This is a genomic window from Psychrobacter sp. CX16, assembly GCF_057396245.1.
This window is the reverse complement of sequence record NZ_JBXYJF010000021.1, coordinates 25,904-42,816: the sequence shown is the minus strand read 5'-3', so window position 1 is coordinate 42,816 and position 16,913 is coordinate 25,904. Positions and strand designations below refer to the sequence as shown.

Sequence of the window (16,913 nt, the reverse complement as noted above, 5' to 3'; positions counted from 1 at the left end):
TTAATAATTATTAGCTACAAATCGTTATCTGATAATGCACGATACGAGTTTATGCAGTAATAATCCATAATAAAATTGATAAAAAAAAGACCTAACAGGATGACCTGATAGGTCTTTTACTACATTTTTAATCGATTAGATGGTGCGCTGAATCTCTTGGATTTCAAAGACTTCAATCTTATCACCCACCTCATCATCATAGCCGCGAACCGCAAGACCACATTCCATACCAGAACGTACTTCGTTTACATCATCCTTATAGCGACGTAGCGATTGTAAATTACCGGTAAAGGCAACTTTATCATCACGTAATACGCGGATAGGTTTGTTGCGGTAAATCGTACCTTCAACAACCATACAACCCGCTGCAGCACCAAATTTACTTGAGCGGAATACGTCACGTACTTCAGCAATACCCAAGATTTTCTCGCGATGTTCTGGAGACAACATACCACTCATTGCCGCTTTCACATCGTCGATTAGACCATAGATAACACTATAGTAGCGAATATCGATTCCCGCTTCGTCCGCTTTACGTTTTGCTGCGTTATCGGCACGAACGTTAAAGCCAAGTAATACCGCTTCACTTGATTCAGCAAGAGTCACATCAGACTCAGCAATAGGGCCAACACCTGAGCTAATGACCTTCACTTTAACTTCGTCAGTCGATAACTCATTTAGTGCAGCAAGCAATGCTTCTAATGTACCACGAACATCTGTCTTCAAGATAATGTTCAAGAATGACAAGTCATCTTGACCCATCTGCTCAAACATAGACTCAAGGCGCATCTTGTTCTGACGCTCAAGCTGTTGCTCACGTTCACGGTTAGCGCGGAATTCAGCCACTTCACGTGCTTTTTTCTCATCAGATACGACTAAGAATTCACTACCTGATGCTGGCGTATCTGGCAGACCTAAAATCTCAACTGGGATCGAAGGACCGGCAGACTTAATGCGTTGACCCGTTTCATCAATCATCGCACGTACTTTACCGTAGTATTCGCCTGCTAGAACTAGATCGCCTTGGTTTAGCGTACCTTTCTTAACAAGGATACTGGCAACCGCACCACGGCCTTTCTCTAGACGTGATTCAATAACCACACCTTGAGCTGCACCATCAGTAGGCGCTTCAAGTTCCATAAGCTCGGCTTGTAGGTTAATCAGCTCAAGTAGCTCATCAATACCTTCACCGGTCTTAGCAGAAATCTTAGCGACTGGCGTATCACCACCCCACTCTTCAGTAACCACTTCTTTAGTCGTTAACTCATTTAGAACGCGGTCAGGATCAGCTGAACTCTTATCCATCTTGTTGATAGCAACAATGATAGGTGTACCAGAGGCACGTGCATGGTCAATCGCTTCTTCAGTTTGCGGCATCATACCGTCATCGGCAGCAACCACAAGTACAACGATATCCGTTGCCTGAGCACCACGTGAACGCATTGCGGTAAACGCTGCGTGACCTGGTGTATCTAGGAACGTAATCAAACCACGATCTGTTTTCACATGATAAGCACCGATATGCTGGGTAATACCGCCGGCTTCGCCAGTAGCAACCTTAGTTTCACGGATTTTATCCAGTAAAGAAGTCTTACCATGGTCAACGTGACCCATAATAGTAACAACAGGAGGGCGGGATTGAACGTTACTACGACGTTCTTCAACCGCTTCATGTAAGTCGTCTTCAACTTTGGTATCGCTAACAGGAACAGGGTTATGACCCATTTCTTCAACGATTAGGCTTGCTGTGGCTTGATCAATCTCTTCATCAGCACCCACAATCTCGCCCATCTTCATCAGAAGTTTAGTTACTTCGCGGGCTTTAACAGCCATGCGCTGTGCTAAATCTGATACAACGATTTGTTCAGGAATTTCAACGTCATGAACAATCTTCTCAACCGGCTTCTCAAACTTATGCTGAGAGGCTTGGCTAGATTTTAAGCCATGCTTACGGTTGCGAATTTCGCGCTCTTCTTGACCTTTACGGCGACGGCCACGAGTAGCTGTACTTGAAGAACCACGTTTAATCTCCCGACGTTCTTTTTCAAACGACTCTTCTAATGCTTCACCAACCAAACCTTCGGCTAATGGTTCATCTTTACGAACTTCAGCAACCGGTTCTTTGTCGCTATATTTACCTGCCATTTTGCGCATTTCTTCAAGCGTTTTCTTTTGCGCTTCTTCAGCTTGCTTACGGCGGGTTTCGGCTTCGATTTGACGTAGACGTTCTTCTTCTGCTTCACGCGCTTCACGAGCTTTACGTTCTGCAGCCGTTTCGACTTTCGGCTTAGTTGGAGCAACTTTCTTCTTAGGGGTTTCTTTCGCCGCAGCGGCAGCTTTACTGCCTTTTTTCACGACTACTGTCGACACTTCATCTTTCTTATCGTCTGATGATGAGCCGCCACCTAAGTTTGCACGCATGGCAGCAAGTGTTGCTGCTTGACGCTCTTCTGCTTCTTTCTTAGCCTGTTCGCGTTTTTTAGCTTCTGCTTCTGCTTTGGCTTTCGCTTCTGCAGCTGCTTGTTCACGTTTTTTAGCTTCTTCAGCAATTTTTGCTGGATCTGGCTTTTCGAATACTTTTTTCTTGCGTACTTCAACGTTCACACTCTTAGACTTACCAGAAGAGCCAGTTACGCGAGCGGTACTCGTTGTTTTAGATTTAAGGCTAATACGGCGCTTCTCTTGTTGTCCATGCGATTGTTTTAAGTATGCTACTAGCTGTTCTTGCTCAAGCTCGGTGACTAGGTCATCCTCGCCACGAGCAGGCAGCCCAGCATCAACCAGTTGCTTTTGTAGCGCACTGACTGTCTTGCTTACCATGTCTGCTAATTCTTTGACGGTCTTATCTGCCATTTATAGTCACCTATTTATTATTCTTCATTAAACCAAGATTCACGGGCTTTCATAATGAGCTCGCCTGCTGTTTTTTCATCAAGACCTTCGATGTCTTCAAGATCAAATACGGCTTGTTCGGCTAAGTCATCTACCGTGATAATGTCACGTTGAGCCAGCTTGTACGCCCAGTCGGTCGTCATGCCGTCCATCGCGAGCAATTCTGCGCTTGGCTCTTTCATATTTTGCTGTTTAACCAGTTCATCGGCAATAACGACTTCTTTTGCACGCTCTTGAATCATTTCAATCGCTTCATCGTCAAGCCCTTCGATATCATAGAAGGTTTCGATAGGCACATAGGCCACTTCTTCAATACTGGTAAAGCCTATATCAACTAACGCTTGAGCCAAATCTTCGTCGACTTCTAAGCGATTGTAGAACAGCTCTAAATAGGCTTTTGTTTCGTTTTGTTGGCGCTCAAGGTATTCTTCCTCAAGCATCATGTTTAGTTTATAACCGGTTAGTTCTGATGCCAAGCGTACGTTTTGACCTTGTGCGCCAATAGCACGGGCTAATTGATCATTTGCCGTAAAAATGATGTCTGCTGTTTTGGCATCTTCATCTAGAATAATACTGCTCACATCAGCAGGCTCTAATGCACTAATGATATATTGTGCAGGGTCATCTGACCAAACAATCACATCAATACGTTCACCGTCAAGCTCAGACTGTACTGCTTGGATACGTGTACCACGCATACCAATACAAGCACCGACTGGATCAATACGATGATCGTTTGTTTTCACTGAAATTTTAGCACGAACACCGGGCTGACGCGCCACATCACGAATCTCGATGATCTGTTCGTTAATCTCAGGTACTTCCTTATTCATTAATGCAATCAGCATTTCAGGGCTAGTGCGTGATAACAATAACTGTGCACCGCGGTTGTCACGGTTCACATGATATAAGATGGCATTGATACGTGATTTTGCACGTAATTGCTCACGTGGTAGCATTTGATCACGTGACAAGTAACCTTCAGCATTATCACCTAAATCAATGATATAACCATCACGAGTCTGCTTTTTAACTTCGCCATACATCATCTCGCCAATTCTAGGCTCGAAGGCATCGGCTGTTAACGCACGCTCTGCTTCACGAATTTTTTGAATAATAACTTGTTTAGCCTGCGTTGCTGCAATACGGCCAAACTCGATAGATTCTATTTGTTCTTCTTTAACATCACCAATCGACCATTCATTTTCATCTAGGTCGCTGATTGCCAACTGACAGGCTGGCATCTCGTGATCTTCGTCAGCAACCACTGTCCAATAGCGGTACGTGTCATAATCGCCTGTTTCACGATCAATCTCAACACGTACGGCAACTTCAGGCTGCTCGGTATATACTCTTTTTTTGGTAGAAACGACTAAGGCCTCTTCGATGGCTTCGAAGATATCCTCTGGATTTAGGCCTTTTTCGTTACTGACGGTCTCTACAACCGTTAAAATTTCTCGACTCATTACACACCTATACTCGCATACTTAGAATTTAAAGCAGCAAAAAATTATTAAAATTTATTTTATCTTAGGCCTAAAAGCTTTGATGTTTAAATTTATTAAAATATTGTCTAACGAATATTATTAATCTTAGTTCGTTAGCAATATCAAACTAAATAGCAAGCTTCAATACCCTAATATGCTAAGACCACACTAGTTGATAGTATTAGTCTTTATGTTGATGAGATTAAATCTCTTGGTAAATTAGATTCGCTTTATCGATATTATCTAGTGCAATATCGTATTGCTCACCCTCGGTCGTAACAACCGTTAGTTGCTTGTCGTCTAACTGCTCGAGCTTACCAGATACTTTACGGCGTTTTGAGCTGCCTGTTCCTACCGCTTGGATTAAGCGTAGATTAATGGTATGACCAATGTAGTCAGCCATTTGCTCAGTAGCAAAGAAAGGACGATCTAGACCAGGTGATGATACTTCGAGTACATATTCACCAGAGATAGGATCATGTACTTCAAGAATACCACTAACTTGATGGGTGACAGCAGCGCAATTTTCAATAGTAACTTGCTTATCGGCCGCTTTGTCTTCTGGCAAAGCTTCAATATAAATGCGTAATAGCGAACGTCCGCCTTGCGGTAAAAATTCAACACCCCAAAGTGCGACATCGCAAGCCGCAACAGCTGGTGCAATAATATCAGTTAATTGAGTAACTTTATTAGATAACTTCATGACTTGTTGTTTAGTCCATAAATAGAAGTATCTATTATAAATGCATATTATGACTATTAGGCAATATTAAAAATAACAGATACAAAAAAACCCACAAACAGAATGGTGGGTTAAATAAAATAGGTAAGATTGAAATATAAAAATGGTAGCGGGGGCTGGATTTGAACCAACGACCTTCGGGTTATGAGCCCGACGAGCTACCAGACTGCTCCACCCCGCATCAATCTAGGCTGACTATTATATGTAAAAATCTTATTACTGTCAAGTCTTTAATCAATTAAATTAAAAAACTTATCGCTTTAAGACCAATAATACGCCTGATACTACTTAACTCTTTCGGCTGTTTAAATAGGCACAGTACAGTGTAACTAATGATACATTATTTAAAACAGCCTATATAATCGTTATAACCGATTATATATTGGTGCGATTGGAGGGACTTGAACCCTCACAGCTTGCGCTACCACCCCCTCAAGATGGCGTGTCTACCAATTCCACCACAATCGCTAATTCTAATCTACTGCATGATTAACCGCTGACGCTTATTGAGGTATTAAGCGGTAGCGTTTACGTTAACTATTTACTAAATCAGGTCGCACATTCTACTCGGGTTTGGCAAATGGTGCAACCTTTCCTTTAAATAAAACAAGGCCTACTTCTTTTATTGCGTTTACTCTGACGTATGCCGATTATTCAGATGCGTCTGTAGTTGGCGTTTCGGTTACTGGTACTTGTGAAGCCGCAGGAATATCTAATTGATACTGACCTTCTGCTTGCTTACGCGCATGCACAGCCAAGGTTAAGCTGGTACTAAAGAAGATCACTGCCAAAACAGCGGTCGCACGGGTTAAGAAGTTTGCGCTACCTGCGGCACCAAATACAGTACCTGAAGCACCGGCACCAAATGAGGCACCAGCATCTGCACCTTTGCCGTGCTGAATAAGAATCAGCCCAATCATGGCAATAGCAACAATAATATGAATGGCTAAAATGATGTTAAACATGTGTGGCCTTACTTAAACTTAAGAGTTAAACGACGAGAGTATATATAGTATAAAAAAGGGCTAGCTAAGCAGAAAGGATACTACCCATCATAAATTAGCTGGAAAAACTTTTGGCAATCTCAATAAAGCTATCTGCTTTGAGTGCTGCGCCGCCGACTAACACGCCATCGACCGCCTCTAATGCCGCAAAATCTTTGGCATTTTCTGGCTTAACACTGCCACCATATAATAGTGGTGTTGGTGCTAAGCTTGCATTAAAATCGCTTAAACGTTGACGGATAAAGGCATGAACTTCTGCTACTTCTTCAACACTCGGAACTTTACCGGTACCAATTGCCCATACAGGCTCATAAGCCACGATAAAACGGTTAGCAATATAGTCAGCTGCTTTATCGCCCAAGTCTTTCGTTAATTGCTTTAAAAAAGTATTCACTACATTGAGCTGTTGACCCAGTACTTTTTGCGTGTTACCCGCTTCATAATCTGCTTCAGACTCACCAATGCACAGAATCGCACCAAGGTTGTGCTCAGCGATGTTCATCAGCTTTTGGAGTAATGACGCATCATCTTCTTGATGATATTGACGACGCTCCGAGTGACCAATAATAGACCACTGCACGCCCAAATCGCTAAGCTGAGCGGCGGAAATATCACCGGTATAAGCGCCAGTGTTCGCGTTTAGAGCGCTCACATCTTGACTGGCAAGCCCAATAGATGTCTTTGCATTATCAAGAGCCAGCTTAACCGCAGATAGGTGCAAGAAGCTTGGGGCAACCACAATCTGACAGTTATTGGTTGCTACGTCTTGAGCCTTAATACCCGTGGTTAGGTCCGTGACCAATGCATTTACTTCCTCAAGCGAGGCAGGATTTAGCTTCCAGTTTCCGATAACCCAAGACGTCATAACTCACTCTCAAATAAACAATGTTAACTTGCAGTAGCCAGACTTTGACTGCCTAAAAATACTGTCTAAAATTATAATAGCTCTAAATTATATCATAGTCTCTAACAACAGATTTAGCCTTTGTTATATCCACTTCAATAAATTGTAAAAAATAGTGCTACTCTAGCTCACCTTTATTAGCGCTGCTATCAATAATGGCATAAACCGACTGATTATCCATATTGATTGCTTCGCTAACTGATACTGATTAACACAGCTCATAAACAGTCGCTGTAAATAGTACTTATAAATAGCAGCGATAATAACACGCATAAAAATCGCCAACCTTACTGACAGATAACAGGACGTTACTATGTCGCCTCCTACTGCTTTTGACGGGATTGCCAAACGCTTAATTGCTGCTGAATTAATCGATAGTATTCAGATGCAGACAGCACTTAATCTGTCGCAGCAAGCGCAAACCAGCTTGGTAAGCTATCTGATTGACCATCAGCTGATACCTGCAGCACCTTTAGCATGGTATCTGTCGCAAGAGTTGGGCGAGCCATTATTTGATTTGGATCAGATTAATCCGCTTAGTCTGCCAGTCGCTTACATTGATGAGACGCTTGCTCGCCAGCATAATGCTTTGCCTATTTTTGTACGTGGTCAACGTCTGTTTGTGGCGATGAGTGACCCCACCTGTCTTAAGTCTATTGATGCCATTCAAAGCCAATCACGCTTGACCATACAAACGGTTATTGTTGATTATCACAAGCTTAATAAAGCACTTGATACTCTTTATAGCCACACACTCAGTACGTTATCTCCAAGCTTAAACACACCTTATGATTGTAATGACTTATTAAAGGGAGTGGTTGATACTGCAGATATTTTAGATGACCAAAACTCAAATACACTAAGTATTGCCGAAGTGCCTGTGGTTAAATTTGTACAAACGATGCTGACTGATGCGGTGAATATGGGGGCTTCTGATTTGCATTTTGAACCTTACGAAAGCTTCTATCGAGTGCGCTTTCGGATCGATGGGGTAATGCATGAAATCGCCAAACCGCCGCGACAATTGGCAGCTAATATCTCTGCCCGCTTAAAGGTCATGTCGCAAATGGACATTACCGAACGCCGTGTGCCACAAGATGGACGCATTACCTTAAAGCTGTCCGATAATAAAAGCATCGACTTTCGAGTTAACTCACTGCCGACCTTATTTGGTGAAAAAATCGCCTTACGAATTCTAGATCCTGCTTCCTCTTTACTGGGCATCGATGCGCTTGGCTACGATAATGATCAAAAGCAGCTGTTTTTAGAGGCGCTTCGCCGTCCGCAAGGCATGATTTTAATCACCGGTCCAACAGGCTCTGGCAAAACGGTCTCTTTATATACCGCACTCGATATTTTAAATACCAGTGAGGCCAATATCTCTAGCGTCGAAGATCCGGTGGAGATTAACCTAGCTGGTATTAATCAGGTCAATGTGAATAGCAAGGTAGGATTAAGCTTTGCTGCTGCCCTTAAGTCTTTTTTACGTCAAGACCCTGATATCGTCATGGTTGGTGAAATACGCGACCTGGAAACTGCCGATACCGCTATAAAAGCCGCGCAAACCGGACATCTGGTGTTATCGACCTTACATACCAATTCTGCGCCAGAAACGTTAACACGACTGCATCATATGGGCGTACCTTATTTTAATATCGCCACGTCTATTAGCTTAGTAATTGCACAGCGCTTGGCGCGTCGGCTCTGCACGCATTGTAAGATGCCCACATTAGCAACCCGATTTAGCCTCATAGAAATGGGCTTTACTGCAGCAGATTTGGACCATTCAGATACACTGATTTATGACCCCGTCGGCTGTCAGCACTGCCGTCATGGCTATAAAGGGCGTATTGGTATTTATGAGGTGATGACGGTAAATGACGATATGGCTCAAATTATCATGCAAGGTGGCAATGCGTTGGATATTAAAGCTGCAGCCATTAACGATGGTTTTCGTGACTTAAGATCGTCCGGCATTGCCAAAGTATTGCAGGGCATTATTAGCGTACAAGAAATGTCACGGGTTACCTCAGAATAACCTATAGAGATGCCCATTTAAGCCATTATTAGGACACTTATGACCAACGTATTAAGCGACAGGTCGCTCGACTTTACTTATACCGGTACCAATCGCCTTGGTCATAAAGTCACTGGCGAGCTTACCAGTAAAAACAGCACTTTCGCTCGAGCGCAGTTATTAAAGCAAGGCATTACCGTTACTCGCCTTAAAACCAAATTTAAACCTATCTTTGAAAGAAGAAAGCGTATTAAACCGCTGGACATTGCTGTATTTACGCGTCAACTTGCCACATTAATCAAAGCAGGCATACCCTTAGTGCAATCTTTGGATATTGTGGCAGAATCTGGCGATAATTTAAGCATGACTTTATTAATCCTAGATGTTAAGGCAGAAGTGGCCTCGGGTACAGTGTTTGCTGCTGCTCTACGTAAGCACCCACAACACTTTGACCCCTTATTATGTGCGCTGATTGAATCTGGGGAGCAGTCCGGCGCATTAGAAACCATGCTTGATCGAGTCGCAACTTATAAAGAGCAAAGCGAGCAGCTGAAGTCTAAAATCAAAAAAGCCATCAAATATCCAATAGCGGTGATTATCGTTGCCCTTGTTGTCGCTTTAATATTATTGATTCATGTAGTGCCTGTATTTGCTGATTTATTTGCCTCAGCTGACTCAGAGCTGCCGACGTTCACCCAGTGGGTAGTCAATTTATCAAATAGCGTTCGTGAGTGGTGGTTGGCGCTGATTATCGTATTTATCGCGTTACCAGTGGCCTTTGTGCACAGCAAGAAGCGTAGCCAAAAATTTTGCAACCAATTAGACAGACTTCGTCTAAAATTACCTATTGTTGGTAAGATCAGCTATCAAGCTATTGTGGCACGGTTTTCTAGAACCTTATCAACCACATTTGCCGCAGGGGTGCCATTAATTGATGCACTACAATCGACCGCAGGCGCCACCAATAACATCGTGTTTTATAATGCTACTCAGCAAATCAAAGCAGATGTGGCTACTGGCCAACAGCTGCATAGTGCAATGCGGGCCACTGCTTTGTTTCCGAACATGGCCATACAGATGGTGAGTATCGGAGAAGAGTCTGGCAGCTTAGAAGATATGCTCGATAAGGTCGCCAGTTACTATGAAAATGAGGTCAATAATGCCATCGATGGTCTGACCAGTTTAATTGAGCCTGTCATTATGGTAATACTTGGTATACTTATTGGCGGCTTGGTCATTGCCATGTATCTGCCTATCTTTAAAATGGGTTCGGTTATCGGCTAATTCTATGGTTTAAATCAAAACAATGACTCTAAGACCCATTACTTATCTCTCTACTCTGCCCTATTTAGTGCTTCTTTAAAGGCAATACACGATGCAGCTTTGGTACTTATTGCAACACAATACCCCGTTGGCACTCGCTTTCTTTGGCTTGATTGGACTGTGTGTGGGTAGCTTTTTGAATGTCGTGATTCACCGTACTCCGCTGATTATGCGGCAGCAATGGCGTGCCAGCTCCATAGATTATTTAGCGCAGCAGCCAAACATTCCAAAGTCGCTTACCCAGCCCATCGTTGACATCGTTCAACAAGATACACCGCTGTCTTTATCACTCCCTGCCTCACATTGCCCTCATTGCGAGCAAACGATTCGGTGGTATCATAATATTCCGCTACTCAGCTGGCTTGCCCTACGTGGTAAATGTGCGTATTGTCAGGCACCGATTGGTATCCGCTATCCGCTCATAGAGCTACTATGCGCACTGTTATCTATGCTAGTGATATTTAGGCTCGGTGTTAGTCTGCCTACCCTAGCTGCGCTTATTTTAGTATGGACGCTGATTGCCGTGGCTATCATTGATTTTGATACTCAGCTGCTACCGGATAGGTTCACGTTCCCATTGATGGGACTCGGCTTGGCCATTAATAGTCAAAGCTGGTTTACCTCGCCTACTCAATCGATTTGGGGCTTAATTATTGGTTATCTGTGCTTATGGCTGGTGGTTAAACTGTTTTTCTTATTCACCAAAAAGCAAGGCATGGGAGAAGGTGACTTTAAGTTAATGGCGGCGCTTGGCAGTTGGTTTGGCCCAATTATGCTGCCATTTATTATCTTTACAGCCTCCCTACTTGGCTCGGTAATTGGCATCATATTAATGAAAAAACGCGGCGAGAGTCGTCCGTTTGCCTTTGGCCCATTTATTGCCATTGCCGGTATTATTGCTCTGCTCTATGGCCATTCACTTATGCAGTGGTACCTTGGGCAATATTAACTGCACCCAGTTGATACAAAAGCGACCATCAAATATGTTATTTTTATGACAGCCTATTGAATAATAGATTAAATAAAAAACAAAGCTACTTAATAGAGAGCTAACCATTAACCTCTGGGTATTGATTGATAGCAAAATACCCACTCATTTTCATAGCACAGCCGTTAAGGTATTGACATGACTTATCCTAATTCTCACACATCAGACACCGATGCTCACTCTCATTTGGATGATATTGACCCACCGCAAACCTTCCAACACTTTCATATTGCTAAGCCAATTATTGGCTTAACGGGTGGTATTGGTAGTGGTAAAACGGCGGTTTCTGATTGGTTTGCAGAACAAGGCATTGATGTGGTCGATGCCGATGTGGTTGCGCATCAGATTATGCAAAAAGGCAGTCCGACCCTGCAGCTTTTAGTAGACGCACTTGGTGATTGGGTGGTTGATGAACAGGGCGACATGGATCGCCGAGCAGTTCGTGAGCATGTTTTCGCCAATAATAAAGCGTTACTGACTTTGGAATCGATTACCCATCCGGCTATTCGCCAAGAAATTAAAAAGCAGTTGGCAGAAGCGACTTCTGAATATGTGATTCTCTCTGCACCGCTACTGTTAGAAAGCTATGAAGCAGGACTGGTCTCACTTTGTGATCGCGTCTTGGTGGTGGATGTGGCAGAGTCAACTCAGATTCAGCGTGCTAGTAGCCGAGATACCCAAAGTATCGAGAAAATCGAAGCCATTATGGCCAATCAATTGCCGCGTGAAGCACGTATTGAACAAGCAGATGACGTGGTCACTAACGAGGGCAGTTTGGCGTCATTATATGAACAACTCAAACCTTTGCATGAAAAGTATTTGGTATTAAAAAAGATTTAGCCTTCATTCGGCCTATCTGGCGTCATAAAAAAGCATCGATAACTCAGTTATCGATGCTTTTAATTCGAATAATGGATATTCAATGCTTAACTTAATATCAGTGGCTTAATGACGCTGACGACTTATTTCATAAAGCACCATACCCGTTGCCACACTGACGTTTAAGCTTTGTAGTGAGCCATGTTTATTACCGGTCATCGGAATATAAACCAGTTCATCACAGCGCTCAGTAGTCAAGCGGCGCATACCATCGCCCTCTGAGCCCATGATAATGGCAACACGTCCAGTTAAATCCACATCCGGCAGTGCTTTTGCGGTCTCATCAAGAGCAGTACCATAGACAAATACGCCCTCTTGCTTTAAGTTTTCAATACAGCGTGCCAAATTGGTCACGGCAATAACCGGCATAATTTCCATAGCACCCACAGATACTTTGGCAACCGTTGGTGTTAAGCTGGCTGAGTGATGCTTGGGACAAATGACCGCATCCACACCCATCGCTGCTGCGGTACGTAAGCATGCACCCAAATTATGCGCGTCGGTGATTTGATCAAGTATCAAAAACAGGCAGTCATCTGCTTTCGCTAGACTGGTAATATCACCTTCATCGCCCATCGCAAGTGGACGGGCATGTAGTACCACGCCTTGGTGCTGCGGACTGTGGCATAAAGCAGCAAGCTTATCTCGGCTGGCCTCTTGAACGCTGACACCCATTTGCTCTGCCAGTTGAATAATCTCATTAAAGGTAGACTCACTTTCCTCACTATTGCTCGACTCGCCGCCACTGCGCCCTTGTTGTACAAACAACGCTACGGCATCTGTAGGACGATGCGATAACAAAGCATGCACAGCATGAATGCCATAAAAATAAACCGGCTTTGCCATAAAATAACCTTTTAAACTTTAAAATGAATAATTAAAATGAATAATAAATAAAATACCTACCCTCGCCCATCACATAAGACAGACGACAGATAGGTATTAAGATAGAGATAAGAGGGGCGTTTATCAAATAACAATTGTTATAACGAAACTGACTAAGCAGGATAATAAACACCAATAAACAGGCAGCATTCACTGCCCTATGTAATCGCTGCGTATCTCATTTATTTGCCTAGTTTACTGTTAATCATCTCGCACAATTAATCAGCGAATGACTAGCCTTCAAGATGGCAAATATATTGCACGATTTGATCAGTGCGCAGGCTAAAACTACTATCACCCGCAACGACAAAAGCTTGTCCTGCACGGTAATAGGTGAAGTCTTCTTCGCCGGTGATTTTAACCTCACATTCGCCGCTGGTAATCTCCATACGCTCTGAGGTATGGGTGGCGAACTCATATTCTAATACCGTCTCATCGCACGGTAAGATAACACCAAGCATTTTTTTGCTGCCATCATCAAATAACACAGTGTGGCTACTACAGCGTCCATCATAAGAAATGGTGGCGTTTTTTATGACAGAAACGTGGTCATAAGTCGTCGGCATGATGACTTCCTCAATCTTAGTCTACTTAATAATACTTATGGGCCAAAATCAGATAACGCTAAACTTACAGCCCTACTTTTTTGGTGCAATTTTTTGTTATTCAATCCTACCACAATATTACTAAGATAATTGTGACAGCCCTTCAATTTTTTTGTTGTTATGTATCCACACCACCCCTATTTATACCGCTAAAATAAGCGTCATAGCGAGGTCAGACAAGACCTCCATCAAATAATCTACTATCTGCCAAAGACAGTGTTAAGCCAATTACTATTGACTCTTTAATAAGGTTAAGCGAACCTCCATTATAGCAATTGGTGGTTTTTTAAATATAGCGTCACTGTATTTTTATTCGATAATAACAGGCATTTTAATTTATGATGGTTCTTAAATTTTAGAAGCTGCGATAAAATAGACACGGATTGAAGCAATCATTCTATTTGACTTCAATTGACTAAGCTATTATATCTTAAAGATGCCGATATAAAGCTTTTCAATATATGACGCTAGATGGCTTATTGATGCGGTAAAACAACACAGAGCAGTGTTTGCTTTTAGGTGGTCATAGCGATACGATAGCCCTACTCATATCTTTTTTAAGGCATGCACTCGTTTTAAACTTACCCTGTTTTTATAACACATACCTGTTATTTTGAGATTGCTGATGCTCACTTCGCTTACACTGCAAAACTTTGCTTTGATTAACCACCATGAGCTATCACTATATGATGGCTTTAATGTCATTACTGGTGAAACTGGTGCTGGTAAATCATTACTATTAGATGCGCTGTCCCTGTGTATTGGCGGGCGCGCGGATACCAGTATGGTACGTCATGGCAAAGACAATGCCGATATATATGCACAATTTGAGTTTGATATCAGCCAAGGTCAACAGAACAGTGCTCAAGATGGCAGTGCCGCTGCCATTGCCCATTGGTTTGAGCGTCATGAGCGTGACTTTGATGGAGAGGTATTAATTCGCCGTCAGCTTAGCAGCAATGGTCGCTCTAAGGCATGGCTCAATGGTTCTCCAGTGAGTATCACCGAACTTAAAGAGCTTGGCGCTATGTTGGTTAATATCCACAGTCAGCATGCACAGCAAGCCTTATTAAAACCGCTATTTGTGGTCGATTGGCTCGATACCATTGCCAGTTTAACGCCGTTAGCGAAACAAACGGCTCAGGCTTATAAAAGCTATCAGAAATTAAAACGTCAAGCTGATGACATTGCTGCCAAAGAAGCGCATCGTAATGACCGCATTGAGCTGTTAAAAAGCCAACTTGCTGACATTGAGCCGTTGCTGGCCGTCGATTATGAACAAGTAGAAGCCGAGCACGACGAGTTGTCTAACCTTGAAGCCTTGATGTTGGAGGCAAGCCATGCGGTGCAACTACTCGATAATGACACCGATGATCCTGATGCGATGGATTTATTAGGCAAAGCGATACGCCTTTGTGACAATCAGTCTGACGTCAGCCCCACTTTTAGCCAAGCCAGTGAGTCTTTGCATCTGGCTCAGCAACATGTCAGTGAAGCGGCTGCATTATTGACCGATTATGCCGAGCAGCAACTGCCAGATCCTGAACGTCTAGAAGAGTTAAACAGTTTAATCAGCTTAGGTCACCGTTTATCACGCAAACATGGCCTGCCTGCTATAAATCTAGTAGAAGAAGCCACGATTTGGCAGCAAGAATTAGACGATTTGGTCAATCAGCCGACCTCAGAGGTCTTAGAAGCTCAAATTAAAGACGCGTGGCAAGACTTTGTGACCACTGCCAAAAAATTAAGTAAGGCACGTCAAAAAGCAGCACCTGCGATTAGCGAGCAGTTAGTCGCTCAGCTTAAACCTTTAGCATTGCCCAATGCACGTGCTGAATTTGTGTTTACTGATAAGTCTGAAGACAGTTATAACGCTCAGGGCATACAAGATATCGAATTAATGTTTAGTGCCAACGTTGGTATGCCGATGCAGCCACTATATAAAATTGCCTCAGGTGGTGAATTATCACGTATGGCACTGGTAATGCAGGTATTATTGGCGACTCATGAGCATGACAATGCGCAAACCTCAAGCGCTGACGAAGCAGAAACGGGGTCTGAACCTATGTTGGTCTTTGATGAGGTGGATGTTGGTATCAGTGGCGGCACCGCACAGGTTGTGGGTGAATTATTACGTCAATTGGGCAGCCGTCGTCAGTTATTGGCCATTACTCACCAAGCCCAAGTCGCCGCACAAGCGCATCAGCATATTTTGGTACAAAAACACCATGATACCGATGAAGGTCAGACCACCAGTCAAATTCAAGTCATCAATGACGATGCACAGGTCGATGAACTCGCCCGAATGTCAGGCGGTGTGAACATCACTGAGATTACCCGTGAGCACGCGCGTAGCTTACTTGCGGATGTGTCTAGCGAATAGACGACCTGTATTTATCCCCGTACACTAGAGGGTTAAACCCGATAGATAAGATACGTTTAGGTGTGCCTAATGGCACACTCTATGTCGCTGTCGCCTACCCTCTACCCCCTAAGTACGCCCTATTTTAAGTACATCCTATATTTTGAGTACCTCTTGTTTATGACTATTGATAATCTTACCCATCACTTTTTAATTGCGTCTCCGGGCATGCCCGATGAGCGCTTTTCCCAAACGCTGATTTATATTTGTCGTCATGACAAACATGGCGCATTAGGCTTAATCGTGAATCGTCCTATCTTAGATACCAAAGTCGGCAAACTGCTCGAGAACTTAGAGATTGAAGTCACCGACGATGCGGTGATGCAAGACACAGCACTAGACGGCGGTCCTGTCTTTCCTGAAGTCGGCTTTGTACTGCATACCGGTCAGCCCAATTGGGCCTCCTCATTCGGCATCTCTGAAAATGTGTCGATTACGACCAGTAAGGATATTTTGCGCCGTATTGCCGCCGGTGAAGGTGTGGGTCATTATTATCTTTGCTTGGGTCATGCTAGCTGGTTCAAAGATCAATTGGAAAAAGAGATTAAACAAGGCGATTGGTTGGTTAGCCCTGCCGATTTATCTATTTTATTTGAAGCGCCTTTTGAAGAGCGCTGGCGCTTGGCTGCTGAAAAAATCGGTATTCATTTGGACTTTTTAAGCGATGATATCGGGCATGCCTAGTATTTGCTAATACGCCTTAATTATTGTTATCACCACATACTTATTGAACCTATTCACAATTCACACCTTAATAACACACCA

At 43.3% G+C, this 16,913-nt stretch carries 13 protein-coding genes and 2 tRNA genes; 6 read left to right on the top strand and 9 right to left on the bottom strand.

Annotated elements, in window-relative coordinates:
• Positions 1–135: 135 nt before the first annotated feature.
• The 7 genes from infB to tpiA form a co-directional block, all read right to left on the bottom strand.
• Entirely contained in the window at positions 136–2,853 is a 2,718-nt protein-coding gene (infB, locus tag AC2SLM_RS08855; protein WP_486553307.1) for a translation initiation factor IF-2, read from the bottom strand.
• A 17-nt stretch (positions 2,854–2,870) separates the two neighbouring features.
• Complete coding sequence (gene nusA, locus AC2SLM_RS08850) at positions 2,871–4,358, bottom strand: transcription termination factor NusA (RefSeq protein ID WP_486540085.1); 1,488 nt, start codon at positions 4,356–4,358, stop codon at positions 2,871–2,873.
• 223 nt (positions 4,359–4,581) lie between these two features.
• On the bottom strand, positions 4,582–5,082 hold the full coding sequence (gene rimP, locus AC2SLM_RS08845; protein ID WP_486553305.1) for a ribosome maturation factor RimP: 501 nt from the start codon (positions 5,080–5,082) through the stop codon (positions 4,582–4,584).
• A 143-nt stretch (positions 5,083–5,225) separates the two neighbouring features.
• Positions 5,226–5,302, bottom strand: a tRNA-Met gene (locus tag AC2SLM_RS08840).
• Between the two features lie 202 nt (positions 5,303–5,504).
• Positions 5,505–5,589: transfer RNA gene (locus AC2SLM_RS08835), tRNA-Leu, on the bottom strand.
• A gap of 182 nt (positions 5,590–5,771) precedes the next feature.
• The gene (gene secG / locus AC2SLM_RS08830) at positions 5,772–6,086 is read right to left on the bottom strand and encodes a preprotein translocase subunit SecG (protein WP_486540081.1); all 315 of its coding nucleotides are present in this window, start codon (positions 6,084–6,086) and stop codon (positions 5,772–5,774) included.
• Positions 6,087–6,180: 94 nt separating this feature from the next.
• Complete coding sequence (gene tpiA, locus AC2SLM_RS08825; protein WP_486553304.1) at positions 6,181–6,990, bottom strand: triose-phosphate isomerase; 810 nt, start codon at positions 6,988–6,990, stop codon at positions 6,181–6,183.
• A 352-nt stretch (positions 6,991–7,342) separates the two neighbouring features.
• Here tpiA and pilB point away from each other — a divergent pair, with 352 nt between their 5' ends.
• From pilB to coaE, 4 genes are all read left to right on the top strand, one after another.
• Positions 7,343–9,067, top strand: coding sequence for a type IV-A pilus assembly ATPase PilB (gene pilB / locus AC2SLM_RS08820; RefSeq protein ID WP_486553302.1), 1,725 nt, complete (start codon positions 7,343–7,345; stop codon positions 9,065–9,067).
• A 39-nt stretch (positions 9,068–9,106) separates the two neighbouring features.
• Positions 9,107–10,330 (top strand): type II secretion system F family protein, encoded by a 1,224-nt coding sequence (locus tag AC2SLM_RS08815; protein ID WP_486553301.1) that lies wholly within the window; start codon positions 9,107–9,109, stop codon positions 10,328–10,330.
• A 91-nt stretch (positions 10,331–10,421) separates the two neighbouring features.
• On the top strand, positions 10,422–11,318 hold the full coding sequence (locus tag AC2SLM_RS08810; protein ID WP_486553299.1) for a prepilin peptidase: 897 nt from the start codon (positions 10,422–10,424) through the stop codon (positions 11,316–11,318).
• A 177-nt stretch (positions 11,319–11,495) separates the two neighbouring features.
• A complete protein-coding gene (gene coaE / locus AC2SLM_RS08805) occupies positions 11,496–12,197 on the top strand; it encodes a dephospho-CoA kinase (protein WP_486553297.1) in 702 nt (233 codons plus the stop codon).
• Positions 12,198–12,302: 105 nt separating this feature from the next.
• Here coaE and rlmB read toward each other — a convergent pair whose 3' ends face one another.
• Positions 12,303–13,082 carry a 23S rRNA (guanosine(2251)-2'-O)-methyltransferase RlmB gene (gene rlmB, locus AC2SLM_RS08800; protein ID WP_486553295.1) on the bottom strand — a complete coding sequence of 260 codons (780 nt, stop codon included), beginning with the start codon at positions 13,080–13,082 and terminating at the stop codon, positions 12,303–12,305.
• A 272-nt stretch (positions 13,083–13,354) separates the two neighbouring features.
• Positions 13,355–13,687: a pyrimidine/purine nucleoside phosphorylase gene (locus AC2SLM_RS08795; RefSeq protein WP_486540067.1), complete on the bottom strand. Its 333-nt coding sequence runs from the start codon at positions 13,685–13,687 to the stop codon at positions 13,355–13,357.
• 664 nt (positions 13,688–14,351) lie between these two features.
• Between AC2SLM_RS08795 and recN the strand changes: the two genes are divergently transcribed.
• Both recN and AC2SLM_RS08785 read left to right on the top strand, forming a co-directional pair.
• Positions 14,352–16,109 carry a DNA repair protein RecN gene (gene recN / locus AC2SLM_RS08790; RefSeq protein WP_486553293.1) on the top strand — a complete coding sequence of 586 codons (1,758 nt, stop codon included), beginning with the start codon at positions 14,352–14,354 and terminating at the stop codon, positions 16,107–16,109.
• A gap of 159 nt (positions 16,110–16,268) precedes the next feature.
• On the top strand, positions 16,269–16,832 hold the full coding sequence (locus tag AC2SLM_RS08785; RefSeq protein WP_486553291.1) for a YqgE/AlgH family protein: 564 nt from the start codon (positions 16,269–16,271) through the stop codon (positions 16,830–16,832).
• Positions 16,833–16,913: the final 81 nt, after the last annotated feature.

Coding starts and splice junctions, on each gene's coding strand:
- AC2SLM_RS08815 (WP_486553301.1), top strand. CDS start 9,107: ATGACCAACGTATTAAGCGACAGGTCGCTCGACTTTACTTATACCGGT.
- AC2SLM_RS08810 (WP_486553299.1), top strand. CDS start 10,422: ATGCAGCTTTGGTACTTATTGCAACACAATACCCCGTTGGCACTCGCT.
- nusA (WP_486540085.1), bottom strand. CDS start 4,358: ATGAGTCGAGAAATTTTAACGGTTGTAGAGACCGTCAGTAACGAAAAA.
- rimP (WP_486553305.1), bottom strand. CDS start 5,082: ATGAAGTTATCTAATAAAGTTACTCAATTAACTGATATTATTGCACCA.
- recN (WP_486553293.1), top strand. CDS start 14,352: ATGCTCACTTCGCTTACACTGCAAAACTTTGCTTTGATTAACCACCAT.
- infB (WP_486553307.1), bottom strand. CDS start 2,853: ATGGCAGATAAGACCGTCAAAGAATTAGCAGACATGGTAAGCAAGACA.
- rlmB (WP_486553295.1), bottom strand. CDS start 13,082: ATGGCAAAGCCGGTTTATTTTTATGGCATTCATGCTGTGCATGCTTTG.
- AC2SLM_RS08795 (WP_486540067.1), bottom strand. CDS start 13,687: ATGCCGACGACTTATGACCACGTTTCTGTCATAAAAAACGCCACCATT.
- pilB (WP_486553302.1), top strand. CDS start 7,343: ATGTCGCCTCCTACTGCTTTTGACGGGATTGCCAAACGCTTAATTGCT.
- tpiA (WP_486553304.1), bottom strand. CDS start 6,990: ATGACGTCTTGGGTTATCGGAAACTGGAAGCTAAATCCTGCCTCGCTT.
- coaE (WP_486553297.1), top strand. CDS start 11,496: ATGACTTATCCTAATTCTCACACATCAGACACCGATGCTCACTCTCAT.
- AC2SLM_RS08785 (WP_486553291.1), top strand. CDS start 16,269: ATGACTATTGATAATCTTACCCATCACTTTTTAATTGCGTCTCCGGGC.
- secG (WP_486540081.1), bottom strand. CDS start 6,086: ATGTTTAACATCATTTTAGCCATTCATATTATTGTTGCTATTGCCATG.